The sequence below is a fragment of the Citrobacter amalonaticus genome, assembly GCF_002918555.1.
Lineage (GTDB): Bacteria > Pseudomonadota > Gammaproteobacteria > Enterobacterales > Enterobacteriaceae > Citrobacter_C > Citrobacter_C amalonaticus_A.
In genome coordinates, this window is record NZ_PQMB01000003.1 from 490,200 (window position 1) to 515,857 (window position 25,658).

25 protein-coding genes and 2 pseudogenes are annotated in these 25,658 nt (G+C 52.7%); 11 read left to right on the top strand and 16 right to left on the bottom strand.

The window, feature by feature from the left end:
• Nucleotides 1–84: 84 nt before the first annotated feature.
• The 11 genes and pseudogenes from pgk to C3432_RS14980 form a co-directional block, all read right to left on the bottom strand.
• Nucleotides 85–1,248 (bottom strand): phosphoglycerate kinase, encoded by a 1,164-nt coding sequence (gene pgk, locus C3432_RS14930; RefSeq protein ID WP_103777374.1) that lies wholly within the window; start codon nt 1,246–1,248, stop codon nt 85–87.
• A 39-nt stretch (nt 1,249–1,287) separates the two neighbouring features.
• Nucleotides 1,288–2,316: an erythrose-4-phosphate dehydrogenase gene (gene epd, locus C3432_RS14935; protein WP_103777375.1), complete on the bottom strand. Its 1,029-nt coding sequence runs from the start codon at nt 2,314–2,316 to the stop codon at nt 1,288–1,290.
• A 281-nt stretch (nt 2,317–2,597) separates the two neighbouring features.
• The gene (locus C3432_RS14940; RefSeq protein WP_103777376.1) at nt 2,598–3,314 is read right to left on the bottom strand and encodes a nucleoside/nucleotide kinase family protein; all 717 of its coding nucleotides are present in this window, start codon (nt 3,312–3,314) and stop codon (nt 2,598–2,600) included.
• Nucleotides 3,311–3,820, bottom strand: a complete 510-nt coding sequence (locus tag C3432_RS14945) for an MltR family transcriptional regulator (protein ID WP_103777377.1) — start codon at nt 3,818–3,820, stop codon at nt 3,311–3,313. Before C3432_RS14945 ends, C3432_RS14940 begins: the two co-directional genes overlap by 4 nt.
• Nucleotides 3,821–3,835: 15 nt before the next feature.
• Nucleotides 3,836–4,807 (bottom strand): class II fructose-bisphosphatase, encoded by a 972-nt coding sequence (gene glpX, locus C3432_RS14950; RefSeq protein ID WP_103777378.1) that lies wholly within the window; start codon nt 4,805–4,807, stop codon nt 3,836–3,838.
• Nucleotides 4,804–6,081 (bottom strand): zinc-binding dehydrogenase, encoded by a 1,278-nt coding sequence (locus tag C3432_RS14955; RefSeq protein WP_103777379.1) that lies wholly within the window; start codon nt 6,079–6,081, stop codon nt 4,804–4,806. The genes glpX and C3432_RS14955 overlap by 4 nt, the downstream gene beginning before the upstream one ends.
• 23 nt (nt 6,082–6,104) lie before the next feature.
• A complete protein-coding gene (locus C3432_RS14960; protein ID WP_103777380.1) occupies nt 6,105–7,484 on the bottom strand; it encodes a PTS mannitol transporter subunit IICB in 1,380 nt (459 codons plus the stop codon).
• 27 nt (nt 7,485–7,511) lie between these two features.
• Nucleotides 7,512–7,955, bottom strand: coding sequence for a PTS mannitol transporter subunit IIA (gene cmtB, locus C3432_RS14965; RefSeq protein ID WP_103777381.1), 444 nt, complete (start codon nt 7,953–7,955; stop codon nt 7,512–7,514).
• Nucleotides 7,956–8,270: 315 nt separating this feature from the next.
• Nucleotides 8,271–9,386: pseudogene (locus tag C3432_RS28545) on the bottom strand (transketolase-like TK C-terminal-containing protein); the annotation flags it as partial.
• Between the two features lie 180 nt (nt 9,387–9,566).
• Nucleotides 9,567–10,319: pseudogene (locus C3432_RS28550) on the bottom strand (thiamine pyrophosphate-dependent enzyme); the annotation flags it as partial.
• On the bottom strand, nt 10,216–10,641 hold the full coding sequence (locus C3432_RS14980; protein WP_374755470.1) for a hypothetical protein: 426 nt from the start codon (nt 10,639–10,641) through the stop codon (nt 10,216–10,218). The gene C3432_RS14980 and the pseudogene C3432_RS28550, both read right to left, overlap by 104 nt.
• A gap of 314 nt (nt 10,642–10,955) precedes the next feature.
• On the opposite strand from C3432_RS14980, the gene C3432_RS14990 reads away from it, so the two are divergent.
• Complete coding sequence (locus C3432_RS14990) at nt 10,956–11,714, top strand: M48 family metallopeptidase (RefSeq protein ID WP_103777383.1); 759 nt, start codon at nt 10,956–10,958, stop codon at nt 11,712–11,714.
• Nucleotides 11,715–11,855: 141 nt separating this feature from the next.
• On the opposite strand, the gene speB is transcribed toward C3432_RS14990, so the two are convergent.
• The 4 genes from speB to C3432_RS28230 all read right to left on the bottom strand — a co-directional run bounded on the left by speB (nt 11,856) and on the right by C3432_RS28230 (nt 15,272).
• Nucleotides 11,856–12,776, bottom strand: coding sequence for an agmatinase (gene speB / locus C3432_RS14995; protein WP_103777384.1), 921 nt, complete (start codon nt 12,774–12,776; stop codon nt 11,856–11,858).
• A gap of 143 nt (nt 12,777–12,919) precedes the next feature.
• On the bottom strand, nt 12,920–14,896 hold the full coding sequence (gene speA, locus C3432_RS15000) for a biosynthetic arginine decarboxylase (protein WP_103777385.1): 1,977 nt from the start codon (nt 14,894–14,896) through the stop codon (nt 12,920–12,922).
• 8 nt (nt 14,897–14,904) lie between these two features.
• Nucleotides 14,905–15,036: an acid stress response protein YqgB gene (yqgB, locus tag C3432_RS15005; RefSeq protein ID WP_103777386.1), complete on the bottom strand. Its 132-nt coding sequence runs from the start codon at nt 15,034–15,036 to the stop codon at nt 14,905–14,907.
• Nucleotides 15,037–15,128: 92 nt separating this feature from the next.
• Nucleotides 15,129–15,272 carry a hypothetical protein gene (locus C3432_RS28230; RefSeq protein ID WP_308457670.1) on the bottom strand — a complete coding sequence of 48 codons (144 nt, stop codon included), beginning with the start codon at nt 15,270–15,272 and terminating at the stop codon, nt 15,129–15,131.
• 421 nt (nt 15,273–15,693) lie between these two features.
• On the opposite strand from C3432_RS28230, the gene metK reads away from it, so the two are divergent.
• Together metK and galP are read left to right on the top strand one after the other, a co-directional pair.
• The gene (gene metK, locus C3432_RS15020; protein ID WP_103777387.1) at nt 15,694–16,845 is read left to right on the top strand and encodes a methionine adenosyltransferase; all 1,152 of its coding nucleotides are present in this window, start codon (nt 15,694–15,696) and stop codon (nt 16,843–16,845) included.
• 362 nt (nt 16,846–17,207) lie between these two features.
• Nucleotides 17,208–18,623, top strand: a complete 1,416-nt coding sequence (gene galP, locus C3432_RS15025; protein ID WP_258041625.1) for a galactose/proton symporter — start codon at nt 17,208–17,210, stop codon at nt 18,621–18,623.
• A 56-nt stretch (nt 18,624–18,679) separates the two neighbouring features.
• Here the strand turns inward: galP and hiuH are convergent, their stop codons facing one another.
• Nucleotides 18,680–19,090 (bottom strand): hydroxyisourate hydrolase, encoded by a 411-nt coding sequence (hiuH, locus tag C3432_RS15030; RefSeq protein ID WP_103777389.1) that lies wholly within the window; start codon nt 19,088–19,090, stop codon nt 18,680–18,682.
• A 134-nt stretch (nt 19,091–19,224) separates the two neighbouring features.
• On the opposite strand from hiuH, the gene hprR reads away from it, so the two are divergent.
• From hprR to ruvX, 8 genes are all read left to right on the top strand, one after another.
• Nucleotides 19,225–19,905, top strand: a complete 681-nt coding sequence (hprR, locus tag C3432_RS15035) for a response regulator transcription factor HprR (RefSeq protein ID WP_103777390.1) — start codon at nt 19,225–19,227, stop codon at nt 19,903–19,905.
• Entirely contained in the window at nt 19,895–21,262 is a 1,368-nt protein-coding gene (locus C3432_RS15040; RefSeq protein WP_103777391.1) for a heavy metal sensor histidine kinase, read from the top strand. The genes hprR and C3432_RS15040 overlap by 11 nt, the downstream gene beginning before the upstream one ends.
• A gap of 38 nt (nt 21,263–21,300) precedes the next feature.
• A complete protein-coding gene (locus C3432_RS15045) occupies nt 21,301–21,798 on the top strand; it encodes a SprT family zinc-dependent metalloprotease (protein WP_103777392.1) in 498 nt (165 codons plus the stop codon).
• A 94-nt stretch (nt 21,799–21,892) separates the two neighbouring features.
• The gene (gene endA / locus C3432_RS15050) at nt 21,893–22,600 is read left to right on the top strand and encodes a deoxyribonuclease I (RefSeq protein ID WP_103777393.1); all 708 of its coding nucleotides are present in this window, start codon (nt 21,893–21,895) and stop codon (nt 22,598–22,600) included.
• A gap of 74 nt (nt 22,601–22,674) precedes the next feature.
• Nucleotides 22,675–23,406 (top strand): 16S rRNA (uracil(1498)-N(3))-methyltransferase, encoded by a 732-nt coding sequence (gene rsmE, locus C3432_RS15055; RefSeq protein ID WP_103777394.1) that lies wholly within the window; start codon nt 22,675–22,677, stop codon nt 23,404–23,406.
• Between the two features lie 12 nt (nt 23,407–23,418).
• Nucleotides 23,419–24,366 (top strand): glutathione synthase, encoded by a 948-nt coding sequence (gshB, locus tag C3432_RS15060; RefSeq protein WP_103777395.1) that lies wholly within the window; start codon nt 23,419–23,421, stop codon nt 24,364–24,366.
• Between the two features lie 174 nt (nt 24,367–24,540).
• The gene (locus C3432_RS15065) at nt 24,541–25,104 is read left to right on the top strand and encodes a YqgE/AlgH family protein (RefSeq protein WP_103777396.1); all 564 of its coding nucleotides are present in this window, start codon (nt 24,541–24,543) and stop codon (nt 25,102–25,104) included.
• Entirely contained in the window at nt 25,104–25,520 is a 417-nt protein-coding gene (ruvX, locus tag C3432_RS15070; protein ID WP_103777397.1) for a Holliday junction resolvase RuvX, read from the top strand. Before C3432_RS15065 ends, ruvX begins: the two co-directional genes overlap by 1 nt.
• Nucleotides 25,521–25,658 lie beyond the last annotated feature (138 nt).

Here is a 25,658-nt window from a genome sequence, read left to right on the forward strand (position 1 = left end):
CGAGTCCTGTATCTTCGGCCTTGGAAAGGGGGCGCGCTCGACAGCGCGCTAATAATTGGGCAGGTTTCCCTGCCCATTAATGTCTTACTTTTTAGCACGCTCTTCGAGCATGGCTACTGCTGGCAGTACTTTGCCTTCCACGAATTCGAGGAATGCGCCGCCGCCAGTAGAGATGTAGGAGATTTTGTCAGCAATGCCGAACAGGTCGATTGCTGCCAGGGTGTCACCGCCGCCTGCGATAGAGAATGCTTCGCTGTCTGCGATAGCATTAGCAACGATTTCAGTACCCTTGCGGAAGTTCGGGAATTCGAACACGCCAACCGGACCGTTCCACAGAATGGTTTTCGCATTCTTCAGAATTTCAGCCAGCTGCTGTGCGGATGCGTCACCGATATCCAGGATCTGCTCATCTTCTTTCACGTCGTTAACAGACTTCAGAGTCGCAGGCGCAGTTTCAGAGAACTCGGTCGCTACGCGAACGTCCGTCGGAACCGGGATATCACAAGTGGTCAGCAGACGTTTTGCTTCGTCAACCAGGTCTGCTTCGTACAGGGATTTACCGACGTTGTGGCCCTGAGCAGCAACGAAGGTGTTCGCGATACCACCGCCAACGATCAGCTGGTCAGCGATTTTGGACAGGGAATCCAGAACGGTCAGTTTGGTAGACACTTTAGAACCACCAACGATAGCGACCATCGGGCGAGCCGGCTCTTTGAGCGCTTTGCCCAGCGCATCAAGCTCAGCAGCCAGCAGCGGGCCAGCGCAAGCAACATCCGCAAATTTAGCGATGCCGTGAGTAGAAGCCTGAGCACGGTGAGCCGTACCGAAAGCATCCATCACGAATACGTCGCACAGCGCAGCGTATTTTTTGGACAGCGCTTCGTCGTCTTTCTTCTCGCCTTTGTTGAAGCGAACGTTTTCCAGAACCACCAGTTCACCGGCAGCGACTTCAACGCCGTCAAGGTAATCTTTAACCAAACGTACCGGGTTAGACAGTTTGTCTTTCAGGTAGTTAACAACCGGCAGCAGAGAGAATTCTTCGTTGTACTCGCCTTCGACAGGACGGCCCAGGTGGGAGGTTACCATCACTTTCGCACCCTGTTTCAGGGCCAGTTCGATGGTCGGCAGAGAAGCACGGATACGCGCATCGCTGGTTACTTTCCCTTCTTTAACTGGTACGTTCAGATCCGCACGGATGAAAACGCGTTTACCAGCCAGATCCAGATCGGTCATCTTAATTACAGACATGGTGAATCCTCTCGTTGATTCTTAAAGTTTTGTCGACGCTCAAGCGTCGAGCCTGAAACCAATAGCAGCCATCGCTAACGTGGTGTCGAGCATCCGGTTAGCGAAGCCCCATTCATTATCGCACCAGACCAGCGTCTTGATCAGGTGAGCGCCACTGACCCGGGTTTGAGTGCCATCGACGATGGCGCTATGCGGATCGTGGTTAAAATCTATCGAGACCAACGGTAATTCCGTATAGTCAACTATACCATGAAATGCACCTTGTGCTGCTTTTTGGAGCAACTGATTGACTTCATTAGCTTTTACCGGTTTCTTTACCGTAACGCTTAAGTCGATCGCCGTCACATTTATGGTCGGTACGCGCACCGCAATCGCTTCAAAACGATCGTTAAACTGCGGAAAAATTCGCGTAATACCGGCAGACAGTTTGGTGTCCACGGGAATTATCGACTGACTGGCCGCACGCGTGCGTCGCAGATCGGGATGATAAGCGTCGATCACCTGCTGATCGTGCATCGCGGAATGGATCGTCGTCACGGTACCGGACTCTATGCCATAAGCATCATCCAACAATTTAATCACGGGGATTATGCAATTCGTGGTACAGGAGGCGTTTGAGACGATGCGATTCTCTGCACGCAGCTGATCCTGATTGACGCCAAACACAACGGTGGCGTCGAGATCGTTGCTGCCAGGATGTGAAAAGAGCACTTTCTTTGCGCCAGCGGCAAGATGAGCTTCGCCGTGCTCGCGGTTGCCATAGACGCCCGTACAGTCCAGCACGACATCAATGCCGAGCTCCCGCCAGGGCAGCGTATCAAGCGTTCGTTCGTGCAGAATGCGAATAGCATCATCACCGACGATAAGCTGTTCGCGCTCCTGGCGAACATCCCAGGCAAAACGGCCATGGCTGGTGTCATATTTCAACAAATGCGCCATGCCAGCGGCATCCGCCAGTTCGTTGATGGCTACCACGGTGATTTCCGCCCGACGTCCGGATTCATATAAAGCGCGAACCACGTTACGCCCGATGCGACCAAAGCCATTAATCGCTACGCGTACGGTCATAGATCTCCTGCAAGGCTATCCCGATTCAGATGAGGCTGACAGAGTAATCCAGCACACTGTCGAGGAAAACCTTACCTGTCGCAAACTGCGACTGATTGTTTAATTGTCGAACATTTAGTCGACTGAAACGCTTCAGCTAGAATAAGCGAAACAAGGAATAAAAGGAATGATTGTCCAGTTGAAGAAGACAGTTATCTGACCTGCGTCACATTTTATACGCGACCACAGCGGCAATTATTCCAGTGAGCCGTAATAATAATCACGGCATAACTGGAATAAAGTTACCGTTCCACCATCCGGTACTTACCTGCCGGCGTCATCTCCAGCGTGAGATCTGCGGGCAGACTGTTTTCCAGCACCCGGCGAACATTCGGCCCATCGGTACGCTGGTAAAACGCCTCTGCATCGGCCTGGGATACCCCCCCGGCCAGCTTACGGCTCACCAGCCGCTCCCGTAGCGCGTCGATCGGAGCCCGAATAAACAGCGAATAATCGCAAAACTCCGCTAACGCCTGCCATCTTTCGTCATTGCGCAATAACCAGTTGCCTTCCACAATCACAATGGGCGCGGTCACCACTATCGCGTCTTCGACCGGATCGTGCTTTTGCCGGTCGTACTGCGGCCAGGTGCCTTCACCAGTCCTAATCTGACGCAGGTTTTGCGCAAGTTTATCGACATCAAAGGTTTCCGGCGCACCTTTATAAGCACGCAGGTGGCTGGCGTCCAGCCAGGCGTTATAGTGATGGAAACCATCCATCGGCAGCGTCTGGATCTCCGGCAGGCGGGGATCCAGACGAGAGAGGTGCTCCCAGAAGGTTGTCAGCGTCGATTTGCCTGTTCCGGGTGGTGCGCTGAGAAAGACAATCGTACGTCGCTCAGGATTAGCCGCATCTATTTTTGCCAACTGTTGCAACAACGGTTTGTGAACATTCTCAATTTCATCATCATCGTAATGTGCTTCAACGTGCAGCCCATTTACCGTCAGTCCGATTTTCACGGCGTTAATTCCTTTAAAATTGTCGTTACCGCCAGCGTCATTGCCGTCTTGACCATCCCACTAAAACGAACCTCAGACCATGCGGCAAAGTCGGCAAATTTCATCGACTCCAGCGCACCGTAAAGGGTTGCATTGCGGGTGATACAGTTCACGTTGCTGATAAAGTCCCAGGTCACGTCATCCGCGAAGCCGGGGATCTCTTTCTGCTGATTCAGGTACTGATAAAACTGGGAAAAATGGGTAATGTCGGCATAAAGCCATTTATCCATTTTCCCCAGCGCGTAAATCAGACGTAACGCAACGTCGATATCATCAAGCGGCCCGCTCCGGGCGAGTAACGGCTTCACTGCATATTCCACGATCTCTTCATCGTTATTGACAAACAGCGACGGCAGAAAGCGCTTAATGCCCTGAAGCAAAATGTTATGTGCCGTCGTCATAAACGAGAGTAAGTTATTTTGAGCATCCAGCTGCTCAAGCACATCGTCTTCTGTCAGCGTCGTCATTCGTTTCTCGATAAATCACCATGAATGCAGAGAGTCTATTATATTACACGTTCGATCCGCGCCGCCGATCAGTAAAGTTTGCGTGCGCACACCATTCGCAACCTGCTGGATACCATTAACAAGATCGCCACCGGTCACACCCGTCGCGCTGAAGAGGATGTCATGCCCCCCCACCAGTTCGTCGAGAGCATAGACCCGGTTGACCTCAACTCCCATCTCCGCGCAGCGCTGGCGCTCCTGTGCTGCGATCGGTCGATTTTCCGCGCTATCCCCCTTCGCTTGACAAAAATCGATCAGCTCGGCCTGCATATCCCCCCCCAGCGCTTTTACCGCGCAGGCGGAAATAACCCCTTCTGGCGCCCCGCCAATGGTGTACATCAGATCGTAAGGGTTATCCTGTAAACAGGCCAGCACGCTGGCAGCCACATCACCATCGGGCAAGGCAAACACCTTGACGCCAAGCTGTGTCGCCTCGGCAATCGCTGGTTGAAGGCGCGGCTTATCCAGCGTCACCATCCGCAATCGATCCAGCGGTTTACCCAACGCCTCAGCCACATTGCGCAGGTTTTCTGTCAACGGCAGGGCCAGGTTAATCACCCCTTTCGCCTGCCCGTTAACAACCAGCTTTTTCATGTACATATCAGGGGCATGTAGCAGACTCCCACGAGGTGCAAATGCCATGACCGCCAGCGCGTTGCTTTGCCCCATCGCCACCATTCGGGTGCCTTCAATGGGATCGACGGCAATATCAACCTCTGTTCCGCTACCGTTTCCGACCTCCTCGCCAATCCACAGCATAGGCGCGCAATCAATCTCTCCCTCACCAATGACGATTCGCCCGCGAATGGCAATCTCATTCAATGCCTGCCGCATCGCCGTGACGGCCAGCCCATCAATTTTGTTCTTATCGCCGCACCCGGTTTGCGGCCAGGCAGCTAACGCTGCCTGTTCCGTAATGCGAAATAGCGGCCATGCCAGAGACATCATGCCGCCGCCTCCCCGGTATCGACGCCAAATTGCGCCAGCAAATATTTCTCCGCCTTTTCGTTCCAGATTCCGTGCGTCTCTTCAACCAGACGCGCCAGCTCCCTGAACAAGGGGTCGGTTTTTCCTTTTTCGGCGAAATCCGCAATCGCGGTCAGCGGCATGGTGACGCCGTTGTAGATAAGCTTCTTGCCACCGGGTATATCCGGCAAATTAAGAACGGTATCCGGCACCGCATCGAGTCCGCCGATATGGGTCACCATAAATGAAGGCTGAAGCTGGCCTGTGGCACTCAGCGCAATAGCCTCTTTCATATCATCGGTTGAACCACCGGATGTCCCCACGACATGTGTACTGTTGTAATGCACGTTGTAAAAATTGAACGGCACCTTAAAGTGGCTATCCGTAGGCCCGGCAAAGAAGTTCAGGCAGCCATCTTCCGCAAGAAGATCGTCCGCCATCTCAATCACGGCGGGCACGGCGGCATAGACAAAGACATCATCAAACCCGGCGTCATCCGTTAAGGCCCGCAGCTGGGCGGCGGGATCGTCCATTCCGGTGGTATTGACGTAGATAAGTTCAATTCCTTTACTTGCTGCCAGTTCAACCTGCAGCAGTTTTTTGGCCTGTGCCAGACGCACTTCATCAATATCGACAACCACTACTCGCGACGGTTGGATCCCGCCGTTAATGGCGTAATCAATCGCGCCTATCCCCATCGGCCCGGCGCAGGCTAAAAGCGCAATATTGCCGCCGGGTTTAATCCCCATCCGATGTTCATAGACATACGGCGTCGTGTGGTAATTCGCGTTATAGGCGCCAATAATGCAGCACATCGGTTCCGCCAACGATGCAGCGGCAAAATAGGATCCGTGATAGGGTAAAACACAGCCCAGATTAATCGCCACCTCCGGGATAATCATATAAGTGGCGTTCCCGCCAAAATACTCGTAGCTATATCCGGCAGAATAACCACTGGGCAACCCCATTGCCGGTTGTAAAACAAAACGCTGTCCTTTTTTGTATTTATCGATCAGATTTTTTCCAACCTCAACAATTATCCCGGCACACTCATGACCGGTAATGACCGGATGATTCTCCAGGTCGTCCGGCACGCGTTTGTGCTCACTGCCTAATGCTGCCGCTTTCCAGGTTGAGAGACACACGCTATCGGAAATAACGCTGACCAATAGTTCATTTTCCGTTATTTCGGGCAAATCAAACTCACGGATACGAACATCCCGCTTGCCATATATCGCAGCTACTTTCGTTTTCATATCTACTCCGGAAACCAGAAATGTTAATTCGTCGTCAAATGTTTAAACAAATCGTCGAGAAGCGGATCGCCAATATAGTTCTTTATCAGCACTAAAGGTTTTTGACTCACTCGCTTAACGCGCCCTTCAAGGCTGGCATGGGTCACGATAATATCGGCGTCATCCGGCACATTCTCGATGGCATAATGCTTAACGTCGACGGACAGTCCGGCCTTTTCCAGACGCTTACGGAACGTTGTCGCCCCCATGGCGCTGGATCCCATTCCCGCGTCACAAACAAAGGCAATGCGTTTCACATTGCGGTATGAAAAACTGCCTTCCTGCTTCATAGACTTAACTGCGTTGGCTGAATCGCTGAAGGTATCCTCGCTTTCCACGTCGCTGGCTTTTTCCATTCTCAGGATGAAAGAGGTAATGATAAAAGTCACCACCGTTCCCGCCGTTACGCCCGCTATCGTCGCGAGGAAAGAACCTTTCGGGGTTAATGCCAGGTAAGCGAAAATCGACCCCGGACTTGGACCCGCAACCAGTCCTCCGCCTAACAGATTAAATACCCACGTACCGCTCATTCCCCCGGCAATCATGGCGATCAGCGTTAACGGCTTCATCAGCACGTAAGGGAAATACAGCTCATGAATGCCGCCGAGGAAATGGATAATCATCGCGCCCGGAGCCGATTTCTTTGCCATTCCTTTGCCAAAAAAGGTAAAGGCCAGCAGCAGACCTAAACCCGGACCAGGGTTCGAGGCGACCATAAAAAAGATGGATTTGCCGGTCTCTGAGGCCTGCTGCATTCCCAGGGGATAATAGACCCCTTGATCGATGGCGTTATTCAGAAAGAGAATTTTCGCCGGTTCATTAATCAATGACAGCAGCGGCAGATAACCCGCATGGACCAGCGATTCAATGCACTCTTTCACAAAATTATTGGCAATGAGGACTGCCGGGCCAATGATCTCAAACCCCAGCAGGCACAGGATCATCCCGCTAATGCCCAGAGAGAAGTTATTAATCACCATCTCAAAACCGGCAGGAATACGCGTCTCAAGCAGTCGGTCAATGTGTTTAATCACCAGACCACCAAGCGGCCCCATAATCATTGAACCGAGGAACATCGGGATATCAGCGCCCACAATCACGCCAATAGTACCGATGCCCCCCATGACCGCTCCGCGTTTTCCGCCCACCAGATGTCCACCGGTTGAGCCAATCATCACGGGTAATAAATAAGTAATCATCGGACCGACAATTTTGGCGAAGTGCTCATTGGGCAACCACCCCGTCGGAATAAATAGTGCGGTGATAAAACCCCAGGCAATAAAAGCACCGATATTAGGGATGACCATAGCAGTCAAAAATCCCCCAAAAGCCTGGACCTTTGCACGAGCAGACTTGTGTTCCATAATAAAATCCTGTAGAGGAGAAAATAATTATGCGCCAGCTATAATATCTGCCAGCTGTTTTTCTGATTTCGCAGCGAATAATGCTGCTAATGTTTCCTCTTCACATAAGAGTTCGCTTAATGCCTGGATAGCGTCGATATGTGAATCGGCATTTGCTGCCGACAATCCGATTAATAATTTTATGCCATCATCATCTTCGGCGAACTGCACTTCCTGCCTGAGTAACGTTAATGACATGCCTGTTTTTAACGCGCCGCATTCAGGGCGAGCATGAGGCATTGCTACTCCGGGAGCCAGAATGTAATAAGGGCCATTGTTAATCGTTGAATCTTTGATAGCCTGAATATAACCAGGGTTAATATAATGATTAGCCAGCAAAGATGACATGGAAAAATCAATTGCTTCCTGCCAGTCTTTTGCTGCTGATTTTATTGAGATAGAGGCTTCAGGGAAATAATCAATCAACCGCATAAATTATCCTTATTTTATTTTTAGGGTACAGCTTAGTGTTAAAAACAAAATACTCGTGCGGCAAAATGAAATCAATCAAGGGAAAAAAGACGAGGTGTAAAACATGTTTTTTACAAAACGTTAAAAAAACAAAAGGTTGAATATAAGATTATAAAAAGCAACTGATATTATGTGACATTGATTGCAAATATATAAATTTATTGAATATCAATTTTGTGATTCAGATCTAAAATAAACGCTTGTTTGATTAAAAATAATTTCAACCCGAGATAAAAACGGGCCGCCTTAGCGACCCGTTTTGTATCGTTTTGGTGATTACAGCAGCGCTTTCGCTCTGGCAATAACATTCTCGACGGTGAAGCCAAACTCTTCAAACAGCAGCTCCGCCGGGGCTGACTCACCGAAGGTGGTCATGCCGACGATAGCGCCGTTCAGACCCACGTATTTGAACCAGTAGTCTGCGATACCCGCTTCCACTGCAACGCGTGCGGAAACTGCTTTCGGCAGTACGGACTCGCGGTAAGCCGCATCCTGTTTGTCGAACGCGTCGGTAGACGGCATGGAAACCACGCGCGCTTTAACGCCTTCGGCAGTCAGTTTTTCCCAGGCTGCAACGGCCAGCTCAACTTCTGAACCGGTCGCGATGAAGATCAGCTCCGGCTGGCCCGCGCAATCTTTCAGCACGTAACCACCGCGCGCGATGTTCGCCAGCTGCGCTTCGGTACGCTCCTGCTGCGCCAGATTCTGACGGGAGAGGATCAGCGCGGTCGGGCCGTCCTGACGCTCAACGCCGTATTTCCATGCAACGGCAGATTCCACCTGGTCGCACGGACGCCATGTGCTCATGTTCGGGGTCACACGCAGCGACGCCACCTGCTCCACCGGCTGGTGAGTCGGGCCATCTTCGCCCAGACCGATGGAGTCGTGGGTGTAAACCATCACCTGACGCTGTTTCATCAGCGCGGCCATACGCACCGCGTTACGGGCATATTCCACGAACATCAGGAAGGTCGAGGTGTACGGCAGGAAACCACCGTGCAGGGAGATACCGTTGGCGATCGCGGTCATACCGAATTCGCGCACGCCGTAGTGGATGTAGTTACCGGCAGTATCTTCGTTGATCGCCTTAGAGCCGGACCACAGGGTCAGGTTGGACGGCGCCAGGTCAGCGGAGCCACCGAGGAATTCCGGCAGCAGCGGACCGAACGCTTCGATGGCATTCTGGGACGCTTTACGGCTGGCGATTTTCGCCGGGTTAGCCTGCAGCTTAGCGATGAACTCGTTCGCTTTTGCGTCGAAGTCAGCCGGCATGTCCCCCTTCATACGACGGGTGAATTCAGCCGCTTCCTGCGGGAAGGCTTTCGCGTAGGCCGCGAATTTTTCGTTCCACGCAGCTTCTTTTGCCTGTCCGGCCTCTTTCGCATCCCACTGCGCGTAGATTTCAGACGGGATTTCGAACGGCGCGTATTTCCAGCCCAGCTGTTCGCGGGTCAGCGCGATTTCTGCGTCGCCCAGCGGCGCACCGTGGGAGTCGTGGGTACCCGCTTTGTTCGGGGAACCGAAACCGATGATGGTTTTGCACATCAGCAGGGACGGTTTGTCCGTGACGGNTTTCGCATCCCACTGCGCGTAGATTTCAGACGGGATTTCGAACGGCGCGTATTTCCAGCCCAGCTGTTCGCGGGTCAGCGCGATTTCTGCGTCGCCCAGCGGCGCACCGTGGGAGTCGTGGGTACCCGCTTTGTTCGGGGAACCGAAACCGATGATGGTTTTGCACATCAGCAGGGACGGTTTGTCCGTGACGGCACGCGCTTCTTCCACTGCGCGTTTAATCGCGTCAGCATCGTGACCATCCACCCCACGCACCACGTGCCAGCCATAGGCTTCGAAACGCTTCGCGGTATCGTCAGTGAACCAGCCTTCAATATGACCATCGATAGAGATACCGTTGTCATCGTAGAACGCAACCAGTTTACCCAGCTTCAGGGTGCCTGCCAGGGAGCATACCTCGTGAGAGATACCTTCCATCATGCAGCCGTCGCCCATGAACGCCCAGGTGTAGTGGTTAACAATCTCATGGCCCGGCCGGTTGAACTGCGCCGCCAGCGTTTTTTCCGCGATAGCCATACCGACCGCGTTCGCAATGCCCTGACCCAGCGGACCGGTGGTGGTTTCCACACCCGCGGTGTAACCCACTTCCGGGTGACCCGGCGTTCTGGAGTGCAGCTGACGGAAGTTTTGCAGCTCGGACATCGGCAGGTCATAGCCGGTGAGGTGCAGCAGGCTGTAAATCAGCATGGAGCCGTGACCGTTGGACAGCACGAAGCGATCGCGATCGGCCCAGGACGGGTTCTGCGGGTTGTGGTTCANTGTAACCCACTTCCGGGTGACCCGGCGTTCTGGAGTGCAGCTGACGGAAGTTTTGCAGCTCGGACATCGGCAGGTCATAGCCGGTGAGGTGCAGCAGGCTGTAAATCAGCATGGAGCCGTGACCGTTGGACAGCACGAAGCGATCGCGATCGGCCCAGGACGGGTTCTGCGGGTTGTGGTTCAGGAAATCACGCCACAGGACTTCGGCAATGTCAGCCATACCCATCGGGGCACCCGGGTGACCGGATTTGGCTTTCTGTACTGCGTCCATGCTCAGCGCACGAATAGCATTGGCAAGCTCTTTACGTGAGGACATTTTGACTCCAGATCGGATGATGAAGGCCATGCCCTTAACGACTTGACGACAGCGCGTTTTGGGCTACGCCGGAAAAAAGTGCCAACAATGTAACCCAAGCCGCCTGTCATGTACATGGAGCATCCTTTTACCGCTTCAGAAATCTCCGGATCATGCTCGCATGTTGCGTAATCTGTTCGCCCGCGAGTGACTCTTTTCTTTATACTCAGAGCCAGGCCCCCGGGCGTAATGTCCTGGCTCTTAGCCTGCGGGTTGGTTTTACTGCAACCCACGCATTTTTGGAATAATCCTGACTTCGTGCGGAAGAGATAAAAATGAAAATTCGCGCTTTAATGATCGCTGTAAGCGTGGCAACGGTGCTGACCGGTTGCCAGAATATGGACTCCAACGGACTGCTCTCTTCAGGTGCCGAAGCCTTTCAGGCCTATAGCCTGAGCGATGAACAGGTGAAAACACTGAGTGACCAGGCGTGTAAAGAGATGGATGCGAAAGCCACCATCGCGCCTGCCAGCAGTGATTACGCAAAACGTCTGAGTAAAATCTCCGCGGCGCTGGGGGATAACATCAATGGTCAGCCAGTGAACTATAAAGTCTACGTGGCGAAAGATGTAAACGCCTTTGCGATGGCCAACGGCTGCATCCGCGTCTATAGCGGCCTGATGGACATGATGACCGATAACGAAGTTGAAGCCGTTATTGGTCACGAGATGGGCCACGTTGCGCTGGGTCACGTGAAGAAAGGGATGCAGGTTGCGCTGGGCACTAACGCCGTACGCGCCGCTGCCGCCTCTGCGGGTGGCATTGTTGGCAGCCTGTCTCAGTCGCAGTTGGGCGATCTCGGCGAGAAACTGGTGAACTCTCAGTTCTCCCAGCGTCAGGAATCCGAAGCGGATGATTACTCGTACGATCTGTTGCGCAAGCGCGGTATCAGCCCGGCGGGTCTGGCGACCAGCTTTGAAAAACTGGCGAAACTGGAAGCGGGTCGTCAAAGCTCCATGTTTGACGATCACCCGGCATCTGCAGAACGCGCTCAGCATATTCGCGACCGTATGACCGCGGACGGGATTAAATAATCATCTTCCTGTTCGGCAATGACTCAGACGTTATTGACGAAGCCCGTTCAGGCCCGGACAGCGCTCAGCCACCGGAGCGTACACGCAGTACATGAGGATGGCGAGCACTGCCCGGGGTAAAATGGCGAGTAAATAGTCCGATTATTCGCCTTTCTTCGCCGCCTGGATATACAGCATTTCCAGCGCCAGCGTAGCCGCCGCCAGCGCGGTGATCTCTGACCGATCGTAGGCCGGAGCCACTTCCACCACGTCCATCCCGACAATGTTCAGATCTTTCAGACCGCGAACCAGTTTGATCGCGCGATCGGAAGTCAGACCGCCGATCACCGGTGTACCGGTTCCTGGAGCAAACGCCGGATCCAGACAGTCAATATCAAAGGTCAGATAGACCGGCATATCGCCGACGATCTGCAAAACCTGCGCGATGATGTCATCCACGCCGCGATCGTTCACCTGGCAGGCATCCAGCACGGTAAAGCCGTTGTCTTTGTCGAACTCAGTACGAATACCGATCTGCACAGAGTGGTTCGGATCGATCAGCCCTTCATTCGGTGCGGTGTAGAACATCGTTCCGTGGTCGAATTCACAGCCGTTAGCATAGGTATCGGTGTGGGCATCGAAGTGCACCAGCGCCATTTTCCCAAAGTGTTTTGCGTGCGCACGCAGCAGCGGCAGCGTAACGAAGTGGTCGCCGCCGAAAGAGAGCATACGCTTACCAGCAGAGAGCAGTCTCTCGGCGTGCGCCTGCAGTTTTTCACTCATTTCACGGGCATCGCCAAACGCGTACACCAGATCGCCGCAGTCCACGACGTTCAGGCGCTCACGCATATCAAAGTTCCACGGAAAACGGTTATGTTCCCAGGCCAGATTAGTGGAAACCTGACGAATTGCCGCCGGGCCGTGGCGACCGCCCGCACGACCAGAAGTCGCCATATCAAACGGTACGCCAGTAATCACCCAGTCGGCGTCGCTGTCATAAGGCTGGAAATTCAGCGGCAGGCGAAGGAAACCAAAGGCGTTAGAAACCAGGGAGTTATCGTACTGATGACCTAAGGTGCTCATGGCAAAAACCTCTTATTCGTCGATATAAAAAAACCCTTCCGCGTCGTTAGGCCCGACGAGGAAGGGTTTGAAGGGGGCACTGCTTATATGGCTGCGATTATCGCCGTTATATTGCGCAGGTTCAAGTGAGCCGGGTAACAACCTTACTCGTCTTCGAGATAAGTATATCCGTACAGACCGGCTTCGAACTCTTCAAGGAACTGCTGCTGCAACGCATCGTCCAGATCGGTCTGTTTGACCTGATCGCGGAAGTGGGTCAGCAGCGTGTTCGGATCCAGCTGCACGTACTGCAACATGTCCGCCACGGTATCCCCTTCGTCAGACAGCTCAACTTCCACGCTGCCATCCGGGAAAACAAACACGTCTACCGCTTCGGTATCGCCAAACAGGTTGTGCATATTGCCGAGGATCTCCTGATAAGCACCAACCATAAAGAACCCGAGCATTGGCGGGTTATCCGGATCGTAATCCGGCATCGGCATGGTGGTGGCAATCCCGTCACCATCGATGTAGTGATCAATTGCCCCGTCAGAATCACAGGTAATATCCAGCAGTACAGCGCGACGCTCAGGCACTTGATCCAGCCCTTCCAATGGCAGAACCGGGAACAGCTGATCGATACCCCACGCATCCGGCATCGACTGGAACAGCGAGAAGTTGACGTACACTTTGTCCGCCATCCGCTCCTGCAGTTCGTCGATAATCGGACGGTGCGCGCGGTTGCTCGGATCGAGCTGCTTTTGTACCTCATGACACATGCTCAGATACAACTGCTCCGCCCACGCGCGCTCCTGAAGATTAAACGAACCTGCCGAGTAACCTGTGTGGATATCGTGCAAATCCATCTGGCTGTCGTGCAGCCATTCGCGCAGCGAACGACGACCGCCCGGCTCATGCATTTCCTGCCACGTTTCCCACATGCTTTGCAGAGGACGCGCCGCATCGTCAGCCGGCGCTGTCGGCTCGGTATATTCGTTGCGCTCCACGCCAATGATGTTAGACACCAGCACCGTATGGTGCGCGGTGACCGCCCGCCCAGATTCGGTAATTACCGTGGGATGCGGCAGGTTATTCTCTTCACACGCGTCACCAATCGCCCAAATAATATTGTTGGCGTATTCATTCAGCCCGTAGTTTACGGAGCAATCAGACTGAGAGCGGGTACCTTCATAATCAACGCCCAGACCCCCGCCGACGTCAAAGCACTGGATATTCACGCCCAGCTTATGCAGCTCCACGTAAAAACGCGACGACTCACGCACGCCGGTGGCGATGTCGCGAATGTTCGCCATCTGCGAACCGAGGTGGAAGTGCAGCAATTGCAGGCTATCCAGACGCCCGGCTTCGCGCAGGGTTTCCACCAGTTGCAGAACCTGCGTCGCCGCCAGGCCGAATTTGGATTTTTCACCACCGGAGGACTGCCATTTGCCGGAGCCTTGTGACGCAAGACGCGCACGAACCCCCAGGCGTGGAATTACGTTCAGACGCTCTGCTTCATCCAGCACGATCGCAATTTCAGACATCTTCTCGATGACTAAATAGACCTTGTGGCCCATCTTCTCGCCAATCAGCGCCAGTCGGATGTATTCACGGTCTTTATAGCCGTTACAGACGATCACGCTGCGGGTCATTCCGGCATGCGCCAGAACCGCCATCAGTTCCGCTTTCGAACCCGCTTCCAGCCCCAGCGGCTCTCCGGAATGGATCAACGATTCAATTACGCGACGATGCTGGTTAACCTTGATCGGGTAAACGAGGAAGTAATCACCGTTATAGCCATAAGATTCACGGGCGCGCTTGAAAGCGGCGTTAATCGAACGCAGACGATGTTGCAGGATCTGCGGGAAGCAGAACAGTGCAGGCAGGCGCTGGCCTTGCGCTTCACGAGCCTTAACCAGCTTAGCGAGATCGACACGTGCTTGCGGGACGTCAGGATCCGGGCAAACGCTGATGTGGCCCAGTTCATTGACGTCGTAGTAGTTATTGCCCCACCAGGCAATATTGTATGTACGCAGCATCTTGCTGGCTTCCTGGGAACTCATTGCAACCTCCTGCATGGAGCGTAGTACACCGTGTTCGCCTGCTGACGAAGGCGAACCCATAGAAATGTCGTCAGACATAGCGAACCTCAGATTTTAGTAACAAGTGTAAAACAGTTGACTACTATCGCAGCACGAAGTTGCGATAACAACCCATAAACAGACGGTTTTTTCAGCAGATAGTGCTGACACTCCGCCTGCGCGACCGGTTTCTTTTTCATATCATCGTAAACACGTAACCGAACTTAAGTATGACGGTTCGGCGAAACCACGAGAAAACTCTTGTTTTCACAAGAGCGCCCTTGTTCAGTCCTTAGTTGCTGTTACCAGCTCTCGAGTCCTGAGAAGCGCCGAGATGGGTATAACATCGGCAGGTATGCAAAGCAGAGATGCAGATTGCGGGAGACGCGCACACACCAGAACGGTGCGACAGGTTCAGTAGAATACAACGGTTCATTATCTCGTATCACCTCCACGGCCGCCCCGTAAGACGAACCCACAAGCCAAAGCATAAGTTTCAACCCGGCTGGAAGTGGCGACACGAAGACATCGTCGTGTGCTTTTTTAGTATGAGCCGCGCGCCGCGTTTTATACCGATAACCTGGCTAAAAAGCAAAACATAAATGCACACATTGCCAGCAGTGTTCGGAAAAATTTCCACTGATGTTTGCACCCCAGTGAGAGCTGATTCAAAAAAAACTGGAAATTGGGTGAAGAAGTGACCTAAAATAGCCGTCCAGATGTTAATCCATCCATACTGATTAACACTCAGACTGCCAGTGTCACAGTCACCTGCAGACTCATGGTAGAATCTTCTATCAATGACTATTCCACACAACAGTTTGAGCTAACTAAATTCTCCTTAGGTGAAATTAAATATGGCAAAACACCTTTTTACGTCCGAGTCCGTATCAGAAGGGCATCCTGACAAAATCGCTGACCAAATCTCTGATGCCGTGCTGGATGCAATCCTCGAGCAGGATCCCAAAGCACGCGTTGCCTGCGAAACCTACGTTAAGACCGGCATGGTTCTGGTCGGCGGTGAAATCACCACCAGCGCGTGGGTGGATATCGAAGAGATCACCCGTAATACGGTTCGCGAAATTGGCTATGTGCATTCCGACATGGGCTTTGACGCCAACTCTTGTGCGGTGCTGAGCGCCATTGGCAAACAGTCTCCGGATATCAACCAGGGCGTTGACCGTGCCGATCCGTTGGAACAGGGTGCGGGCGACCAGGGTCTGATGTTTGGTTATGCGACCAACGAAACCGACGTGCTGATGCCAGCGCCGATCACCTACGCACACCGTCTGGTGCAGCGTCAGGCTGAAGTGCGTAAAAATGGCACCCTGCCGTGGCTGCGTCCTGACGCAAAAAGCCAGGTGACCTTCCAGTATGACGACGGCAAAATTGTCGGTATCGACGCGGTTGTTCTGTCCACTCAGCACGCTGACAGCATCGACCAGAAGTCGCTGCAGGAAGCGGTAATGGAAGAGATCATCAAGCCAATTCTGCCAACCGAATGGCTGAACGCCTCCACTAAATTCTTCATCAACCCGACGGGCCGTTTTGTTATCGGCGGCCCAATGGGTGACTGCGGACTGACCGGTCGTAAGATCATCGTTGATACCTACGGCGGCATGGCTCGTCACGGCGGCGGCGCGTTCTCTGGTAAAGATCCGTCTAAAGTGGACCGTTCTGCGGCGTACGCAGGGCGTTATGTAGCGAAAAACATTGTTGCTGCCGGCCTGGCCGACCGCTGTGAGATTCAGGTTTCCTACGCTATCGGCGTGGCAGAACCGACCTCTATCATGGTTGAAACCTTCGGTACGGAAAAAGTGCCTGCTGAACAGCTGATCCTGCTGGTACGTGAGTTCTTCGACCTGCGTCCATATGGTCTGATTCAGATGCTGGATCTGCTGCACCCCATCTATAAAGAGACGGCGGCATATGGTCACTTTGGTCGTGAACATTTCCCATGGGAAAAAACCGACAAAGCCGCTCTGCTGCGCGAAGCTGCCGGTCTGTAATCACCCACCAACATTGATGTTCTGAAAGGCCAGCTTTGTGCTGGCCTTGTTGTTTTTGTGCAGCCTGATGCCCTCCATCCACAAGGAGAGGGTCAGACGAAATGAAAGCGCTTACACTAGTTATGAATTACACCTCTTTCAGAATAATCTCTTTGCATGATCTGACTTCATCTGCTGTTACATTCCCTTTCAGTTAAGTCTGAATATTGCGCAACCGCGATGCACATCAAATAATTTAACGCTATATTTTCAAAGTCTTAATTATATTTACAGTTAACAATTAGTGTAACCGATTACACCAATGTGATTCATATCACATATTTTTACGGGTCGCTCACTTACCCTTTACATTGATAAAACTAATAACCCAATCGGAGGGCATCATGCCTGACAATAAAAAACAGGGGCGTTCAAATAAGGCGATGACATTCTTTGTCTGTTTCCTTGCAGCCCTGGCAGGATTACTTTTTGGCCTGGATATCGGCGTTATTGCTGGCGCCCTGCCCTTCATCACCGATGAATTCCAGATTACTGCACACACTCAGGAGTGGGTCGTCAGCTCGATGATGTTTGGTGCGGCGGTCGGCGCCGTCGGCAGCGGCTGGCTCTCGTTTAAACTTGGCCGTAAAAAAAGCCTGATGATTGGTGCGATCCTGTTTGTTGCAGGTTCGCTGTTTTCCGCAGCGGCCCCTAACGTTGAAGTCCTGATTATCTCCCGCGTTCTGCTGGGTCTGGCGGTTGGCGTCGCCTCCTATACCGCGCCGCTCTATCTGTCTGAGATCGCCCCGGAAAAAATCCGCGGCAGCATGATCTCCATGTATCAGTTGATGATCACCATCGGGATCCTCGGCGCTTATCTGTCCGATACCGCCTTCAGCTATAGCGGAGCATGGCGCTGGATGCTGGGCGTGATCATCATCCCGGCGATCCTTTTGCTGATTGGCGTTTTCTTCCTGCCGGACAGCCCGCGCTGGTATGCGGCGAAACGCCGCTTTGTCGATGCCGAACGTGTGCTGCTACGCCTGCGTGATACCAGCGCAGAAGCCAAACGTGAACTGGACGAAATCCGCGAAAGCCTGCAGGTAAAACAGAGCGGCTGGGCGTTGTTTAAAGAGAACAGCAATTTCCGTCGCGCGGTGTTTCTCGGCGTACTGCTCCAGGTTATGCAACAGTTCACCGGGATGAACGTCATCATGTACTACGCGCCAAAAATCTTTGAACTGGCCGGGTACACCAACACCAACGAACAAATGTGGGGGACGGTGATTGTTGGCCTGACTAACGTGCTGGCAACCTTCATCGCAATCGGCCTTGTTGACCGCTGGGGTCGTAAACCGACGCTGACGCTGGGCTTTTTGGTCATGGCCGTCGGGATGGGTATTCTCGGCACCATGATGCACATCGGCATTCACTCCCCGTCCGCTCAGTACTTCGCGATCGCCATGTTGCTGATGTTCATTATCGGCTTCGCGATGAGCGCCGGTCCGCTGATTTGGGTACTGTGCTCTGAAATCCAGCCGCTGAAAGGTCGTGATTTCGGTATCACCTGCTCTACCGCAACCAACTGGATCGCCAACATGATCGTCGGCGCAACGTTCCTGACCATGCTCAACACGCTGGGCAATGCGAATACCTTCTGGGTTTACGCCGGTCTGAACCTGTTCTTTATCATCCTGACCATCTGGCTGGTGCCGGAAACCAAACACGTCTCTCTGGAACACATTGAGCGTAACCTGATGAAAGGTCGCAAACTGCGCGAAATCGGCGCTCACGACTAATCTTAAAAAGGCCTTCTCTGCGTTAAGAGGAGGCCTTTCTTTTCTTTCATCTACCGTTAACTTCCCCGATACGTTGAGTAACCATACTGGCTCAGCAACAAAGGGACATGATAGTGTTCGTCTGCTTTACTGATATGAAACTCCACGGGAACTTCCGGGAAAAAACTCTCCTGATTCTTACTGTCGAAATAAGGTTTAGTTTTGAATGTCACACGATAATCGCCTGGTTTGGCTTGCTGCTCAGGCCATAATGCTTTAATTCTGCCATCCTTGTCAGTATGACCGGTATTTAATTGTTGCCACCCTTCCTTATTCTTTTGCTCCAGAACGACTTCAACATTCGCTGCAGGCTTACCGGTTTGCTGATCGAGAATATGTACACTCAAAATATTATTGGTTGCCGCCATAACCACCGATGGTGCTGAAATTGCAGACAGGATTAATGCAGTCAGGATATATTTTTTCATTTGTCGCTCCATGTTAACGTAGACACAACAACTGTATATGAGCCACTCAGCGCTGACCTGACATCAGCATTACATTTTTGTCATTATTGATGATATTTTTACACCTGCTCCGGCGCTTATGACATAGTGAATTCATGAAGATTCTCCTTATCGAAGATAACCAGAAAACCAGCGACTGGGTAAGCCAGGGCCTGACCGAAGCAGGCTATGTTGTGGATCGTGCGAGTGAGGGTAGAGAAGGATTACGCATCGCTTTGCAGGAACCTTATGCCCTCATCATTCTGGATATTATGCTTCCGGGACTGGATGGCTGGCAGGTGCTGAAAGCGATCAGAACAGCACACCAGACGCCGGTTATTTGTCTTACCGCCCGCGATGCGGTGGAGGACAGGGTGAAAGGGTTAGAATCAGGGGCTAATGACTACCTGGTTAAGCCGTTCTCCTTCGCTGAACTGCTGGCGAGAGTGCGCGCTCAGCTCAGAAATAACAGCGTTTCCCACACGTGTCTGCGGGCTGGCGGGCTGGAGATGGACTCCAGTAAACAAAGCGTCATCCGGGACGGTAAAGCGATTACGTTAACCCGTAAAGAATTTCTCCTGTTATGGCTGCTGTTATCCAGAGCCGGTGAAATTATTCCCAGGGCGGTGATTGCCAGTGAAGTATGGGGAATTAATTTTGATAATGAGACCAATACGGTTGATGTTGCTATACGTCGCCTGCGGGCAAAAGTTGATGACCCTTTCCAGACGAAATTGATCGGCACCGTCAGAGGAATGGGCTACAGATTTATGACAGATGAACAGAATGAAGCCTGAACTATCCATAACGTTACGTCTGACCCTCTCATTTGTCCTCATTCTGACGCTGGTCTGTGCCGGTATTAGCTGGACTTTATACCGGGCGCTGAGCAATGAATTAACGTGGCGAGATGATGTCACCCTGATTAACAGGGCCGAACAAATCAGACAACTGTTAGCGGATGGCGCTAAAGCGGAAAATCTCCCTCTCTATTTTAATCGTATGATGGATACTCGTCAGGATATTCTGCTTATCCATTCCCCTGCCGGAGAGCGTATTTCCGTAAACCATACTGGCGTTAATCCAGGCAGGCTGGACTCGCTTTCAGTCCTCAAAGAACCGACCCTCGAAAAGATTGGCAAAAGCGATATCGCAGGTACGCAGCTTTCAGCAGTGCGGATAGCCGCAGAGAGTCATGGCACGCCGGTGACGATCACCGTCGCCAGGCTGGCTTCGGAACGACGGTATATGCTGGAGCAGTACCGATATAACAGTATCTTAATCTCTATTATCGCCATTATCGTCTGTTCTGTTCTTAGTCCTTTATTGATTAAGAATGGCCTGAAAGCGATAGTCTCCCTGAGCAAGTTAACCGCTAAAATGGACAGCCGCGGGCTTAGCCAGCCATTAAATGAAAATACTCTCCCCGTGGAGCTAAAACCATTAGGGAGCGCATTGAATATCATGCGTCAAAAGCTGGCTGAAGATTTTAGGCGACTGAATCAATTTGCTGACGATCTGGCGCACGAGTTACGAACCCCCGTAAATATTCTTCTTGGTCATAATCAGGTAACGCTGAGTAAAGAACGAACCGTTGAGGAATACCAGCAGGCTCTGGCGAACAATATCGAAGAGCTTGAGGGATTGTCTCGCCTGACCGAAAATATTCTGTTCCTGGCGCGAGCAGAACATAACAATATCATGCTAAAAAAAGAGGCTATTTCTCAGGCTGATTTGATCGGGAGTCTCACTGATTTTCTGGAATATGAAGCGGAAGAAAAGGAGATCGCTTTTACCACTTCATGTGACGGCAATGTTCAGGCCGACCGGATATTGCTACAAAGAGTATTATTAAATTTGCTCAGTAATGCGATCCGCTACTCACCGAATAACGCCACCATCCATATAGTCACCCAGTCCGGAGACGGTGAGAAAATCATTGAGATTATCAATCCGGGTGAGCCATTCGCTGCCCCGGATAATTTGTTCAATCGTTTCTGGCGCGGCGATAACGCACGTCATTCCCCGGGTTATGGTCTTGGGTTATCGATGGTGAAAGCGATCATGGAATTGCATTCAGGTTCTGTGAGCTACCGCTTTGCCGATGGGAATCATATTTTTTCCCTTCGTTTTCCCGCATATCCTCAGGAGTGAGTTGCAGACGTCTTTTTTACCCATTATCCTCTGGCGTTATGAAAACCTCCCGTCTCCCTATCGCCGTCCAGCAAGCCGTAATGCGCAGCCTGCGGGAAAAACTCGCCCTGGCAAACCAAAAGCTTGAACGGCACTACCCGGAACCGAAGCTCGTCTACCAACAGCGTGGTACCTCAGCGGGGACCGCCTGGCTGGAAAGCTATGAAATCCGCCTCAATCCGGTGCTGCTGATGGAAAATATCGAGGCATTCGTTGAAGAGGTGGTGCCTCATGAACTGGCGCATTTGCTGGTGTGGAAACACTTTGGAAGAAAAGCCCCCCACGGCAAGGAGTGGAAGTGGATGATGGAGAGCGTGCTGGGCGTCCCGGCCAGACGAACGCATCAGTTCGAGCTACAGTCCGTACGCCGTAAAACCTTCCCCTACCGTTGCAAGTGTCAGGAACATCAGCTGACCATTCGCCGCCACAATCGGGTGGTGCGCGGCGAGGCCACCTATCGCTGCATTCGATGTGGCGAAGCGCTGGTTGCCGAATAATTAATTGAACAATCAGGAGTTTTCCTGATCTGGCTGATTGCATACCTGAGCAACTTTCGCTACGTTGCGGGCTCGTTTTGACACGGAGTTCGTGATGTACCGTAATATCATTTTTGTCGCTGCGAGTCTGGCAGCGGTATTTTCAGGCCAGGCACTGGCCGAAGGGATCAACAGTTTCTCACAGGCCAGGAGCGCCGGGGTTAAAATTAATGCCGATGCGCCAGGCGATTTCTACTGCGGGTGTAAAATTAACTGGCAGGGGAAAAAAGGGGTCGTGGACCTCGACTCCTGCGGCTACAAAGTGCGTAAAAATGAAAACCGCGCCAGCAGAATTGAGTGGGAACATGTCGTGCCTGCCTGGCAGTTTGGCCACCAGCGTCAGTGCTGGCAGGATGGCGGCCGAAAAAACTGCGCCAAAGATCCGGTCTATCGCAAAATGGAAAGCGACATGCATAACCTGCAACCCGCCGTTGGCGAGGTGAATGGCGATCGCGGTAACTTCATGTACAGCCAGTGGAACGGAGGCGAAGGCCAGTACGGACAGTGCGCCATGAAGGTCAATTTTAAAGAGAAGATCGCGGAACCCCCAGCCCGCGCGCGCGGCGCAATTGCACGCACTTACTTCTATATGCGCGACCAGTACAATTTGACCCTTTCCCATCAGCAAACCCAGCTCTTCAACGCCTGGAATAAGACGTATCCGGTCACTGAGTGGGAGTGTGAGCGCAACGAACGTATTGCAAAGGTGCAGGGAAATCCTAACCCATACGTGCAACGCGCTTGCCAGGCGCAAAAGAGCTAACCTACACTAGCGAGATTCATTTTTAACCTCCCCACGCTCACCCGTGCGTGGGGATATGACGCGGATTTTTAACTATGCGCATTCCCCGCATTTTCCACCCCGAACCCATCACCTCCGGCAGCCAGATTGCGCTGTGCGAAGACGCCGCCAATCATATCGGTCGCGTACTGCGTATGGGGCCAGGTCAGGCGCTGCAACTGTTTGACGGCAGTAATCAGGTATTTGATGCTGAAATCACCAGCGCCACCAAAAAAAGCGTAGAAGTGAAAGTGCTCAACGGCGAAACAGACGATCGTGAATCCCCGTTGCACATTCACCTCGGCCAGGTGGTGTCGCGTGGGGAAAAAATGGAGTTCACGATCCAGAAATCGATCGAACTGGGTGTAAGCCTCATTACGCCACTTTTTTCTGAGCGCTGCGGCGTTAAACTGGATAATGAGCGTCTGAACAAAAAGCGCCAGCAGTGGCAGAAAATCGCTATCGCGGCCTGTGAACAGTGCGGTCGTAACCGCGTGCCGGAAATCCGCCCGGCAATGGATCTCGAAGCCTGGTGCGCAGAGCAGGATGAAGGGGTGAAGCTGAATCTCCACCCCGCTGCCCACGCCAGTATCAATACATTGCCGCTGCCGGTAGAACGTATTCGTCTGTTGATTGGCCCGGAAGGCGGCCTCTCTGCAGATGAAATTGCCATGACCGCACGCTACCAGTTTACTGATATCCTGTTAGGACCTCGCGTTCTGCGTACTGAGACAACTGCGCTCACCGCCATTACCGCGCTGCAGGTGCGTTTTGGCGATCTGGGCTAACGGAGAAGAATAATGATCAAGCTCGGCATCGTGATGGATCCCATCACAAGCATCAATATCAAGAAAGATTCCAGCTTCGCTATGCTACTGGAAGCGCAACGTCGTGGTTACGAACTTCATTATATGGAGATGGCCGATCTTTATCTGATCAATGGTGAAGCCCGCGCCCGCACGCGCACTTTGAGCGTGGAGCAGAACTATGACAAATGGTACGAATTTACCGCTGAACAGGATCTGCCGCTGGCCGACCTCGACGTTATTCTGATGCGTAAAGATCCGCCGTTTGACACCGAGTTCATCTACGCCACCTACATTCTGGAACGCGCAGAAGAGAAAGGCACGCTTATCGTCAACAAGCCGCAGAGCCTGCGTGACTGTAACGAAAAACTGTTCACCGCCTGGTTCTCTGACCTGACGCCGGAAACGCTGGTTACCCGCAACAAAGCGCAGCTGAAGGCCTTCTGGCAGAAGCACAGCGACATCATCCTCAAGCCGCTGGACGGTATGGGCGGCGCGTCCATCTTCCGCGTGAAGGAAGGCGACCCAAACCTCGGCGTGATTGCCGAAACGCTGACCGGACATGGTACCCGTTACTGCATGGCGCAGAACTATCTGCCGGCGATTAAAGACGGCGACAAGCGCGTACTGGTCGTGGATGGCGAGCCGGTGCCGTACTGCCTGGCGCGTATCCCGCAGGGTGGCGAAACCCGTGGCAACCTGGCCGCCGGTGGGCGCGGTGAACCACGTCCGTTAACCGACAGCGACCTGGAAATCGCCCGCCGCATTGGGCCGACGCTGAAAGCCAAAGGTCTGATCTTTGTGGGTCTGGATATCATCGGCGATCGTCTGACCGAGATTAACGTCACCAGCCCAACCTGTATTCGCGAGATTGAAGCGGAGTTCCCTGTCTCCATTACCGGAATGCTGATGGACGCCATTGAGGCTCGTCTGCAAAAGTAAAGCGCCAGGAATGCGCAGAATCGCAGGCCGGATAAGGCAAAGTCGCTATCCGGCAAAGACGTTTAATCGTCACCGGCGGGAGGGAACCCGCTAAGACTGAGAGTGACAGCACCATCGTTTCACCGCATACTGCACATTGTTGCTTTTTTGAACCAGGAAACAGAACCTCTGACAATGAATTTACAGCATCACTTTCTTATTGCCATGCCTGCTCTCCAGGATCCGATTTTCCGCCGCTCCGTGGTGTACATTTGCGAACATAATGAAGATGGCGCGATGGGAATTATTGTTAATAAGCCCCTGGAAAATCTACAAATTGAAGGGATTCTGGAAAAGCTGAAGATTACCCCCGAACCGCGCGATCCGGCGATTCGTCTGGATAAAGCAGTGATGCTCGGCGGCCCGCTGGCGGATGACCGTGGATTTATTCTGCATACCCCGCCCTCTCGTTTCTCATCCAGTATTCGCATTTCGGATAACACCGTGATCACCACCTCCCGCGATGTGCTTGAAACTATCGGTACACAGGAGCAGCCCTCTGAAGTACTGGTGGCGTTGGGCTACGCCTCATGGGATAAAGGCCAGCTGGAACAGGAACTGTTGGATAACGCCTGGCTCACTGCGCCAGCCGATCTCAACATCCTGTTCAAAACGCCGATTGCCGACCGCTGGCGCGAGGCCGCTAAACTGATCGGCATTGATATTCTGACCATGCCGAGCGTGGCGGGACATGCCTGATGAGTGAAACATTACTGGCTTTTGATTTTGGCACCAAAAGTATTGGCGTGGCCATTGGTCAGCGGGTTACCGGCACTGCGCGTCCCTTGCCCGCTCTTAAGGCGCAGGATGGTACACCCGACTGGAACCTCATTGAACGGCTGCTTAAAGAGTGGCAACCGGACGAGATCATTGTCGGCCTGCCGTTAAATATGGACGGCACCGAACAGCCGCTGACTGTCCGCGCGCGTAAGTTCGCCAACCGCATTCACGGTCGTTTTGGCGTGCCGGTCACGCTGCATGATGAACGTCTCAGCACCGTTGAAGCCCGCTCCGGCCTGTTTGAGCAGGGCGGATATCGCGCGCTCAACAAAGGCAGGATTGACTCTGCCTCTGCGGTTATCATCCTCAAAAGCTACTTCGAACAGGGCTACTAACCCCCCCTTCAGGCTAATCCTTCGATCCTGCTCACAGTTCACAGCAGGATCTTTTGCAATTCAGGGAATGTTTCTATAAAAGAAACATATGATGAAGCGCATGAGGTCGTTCCCCTTATCAGACAGATTCTCTGTCCC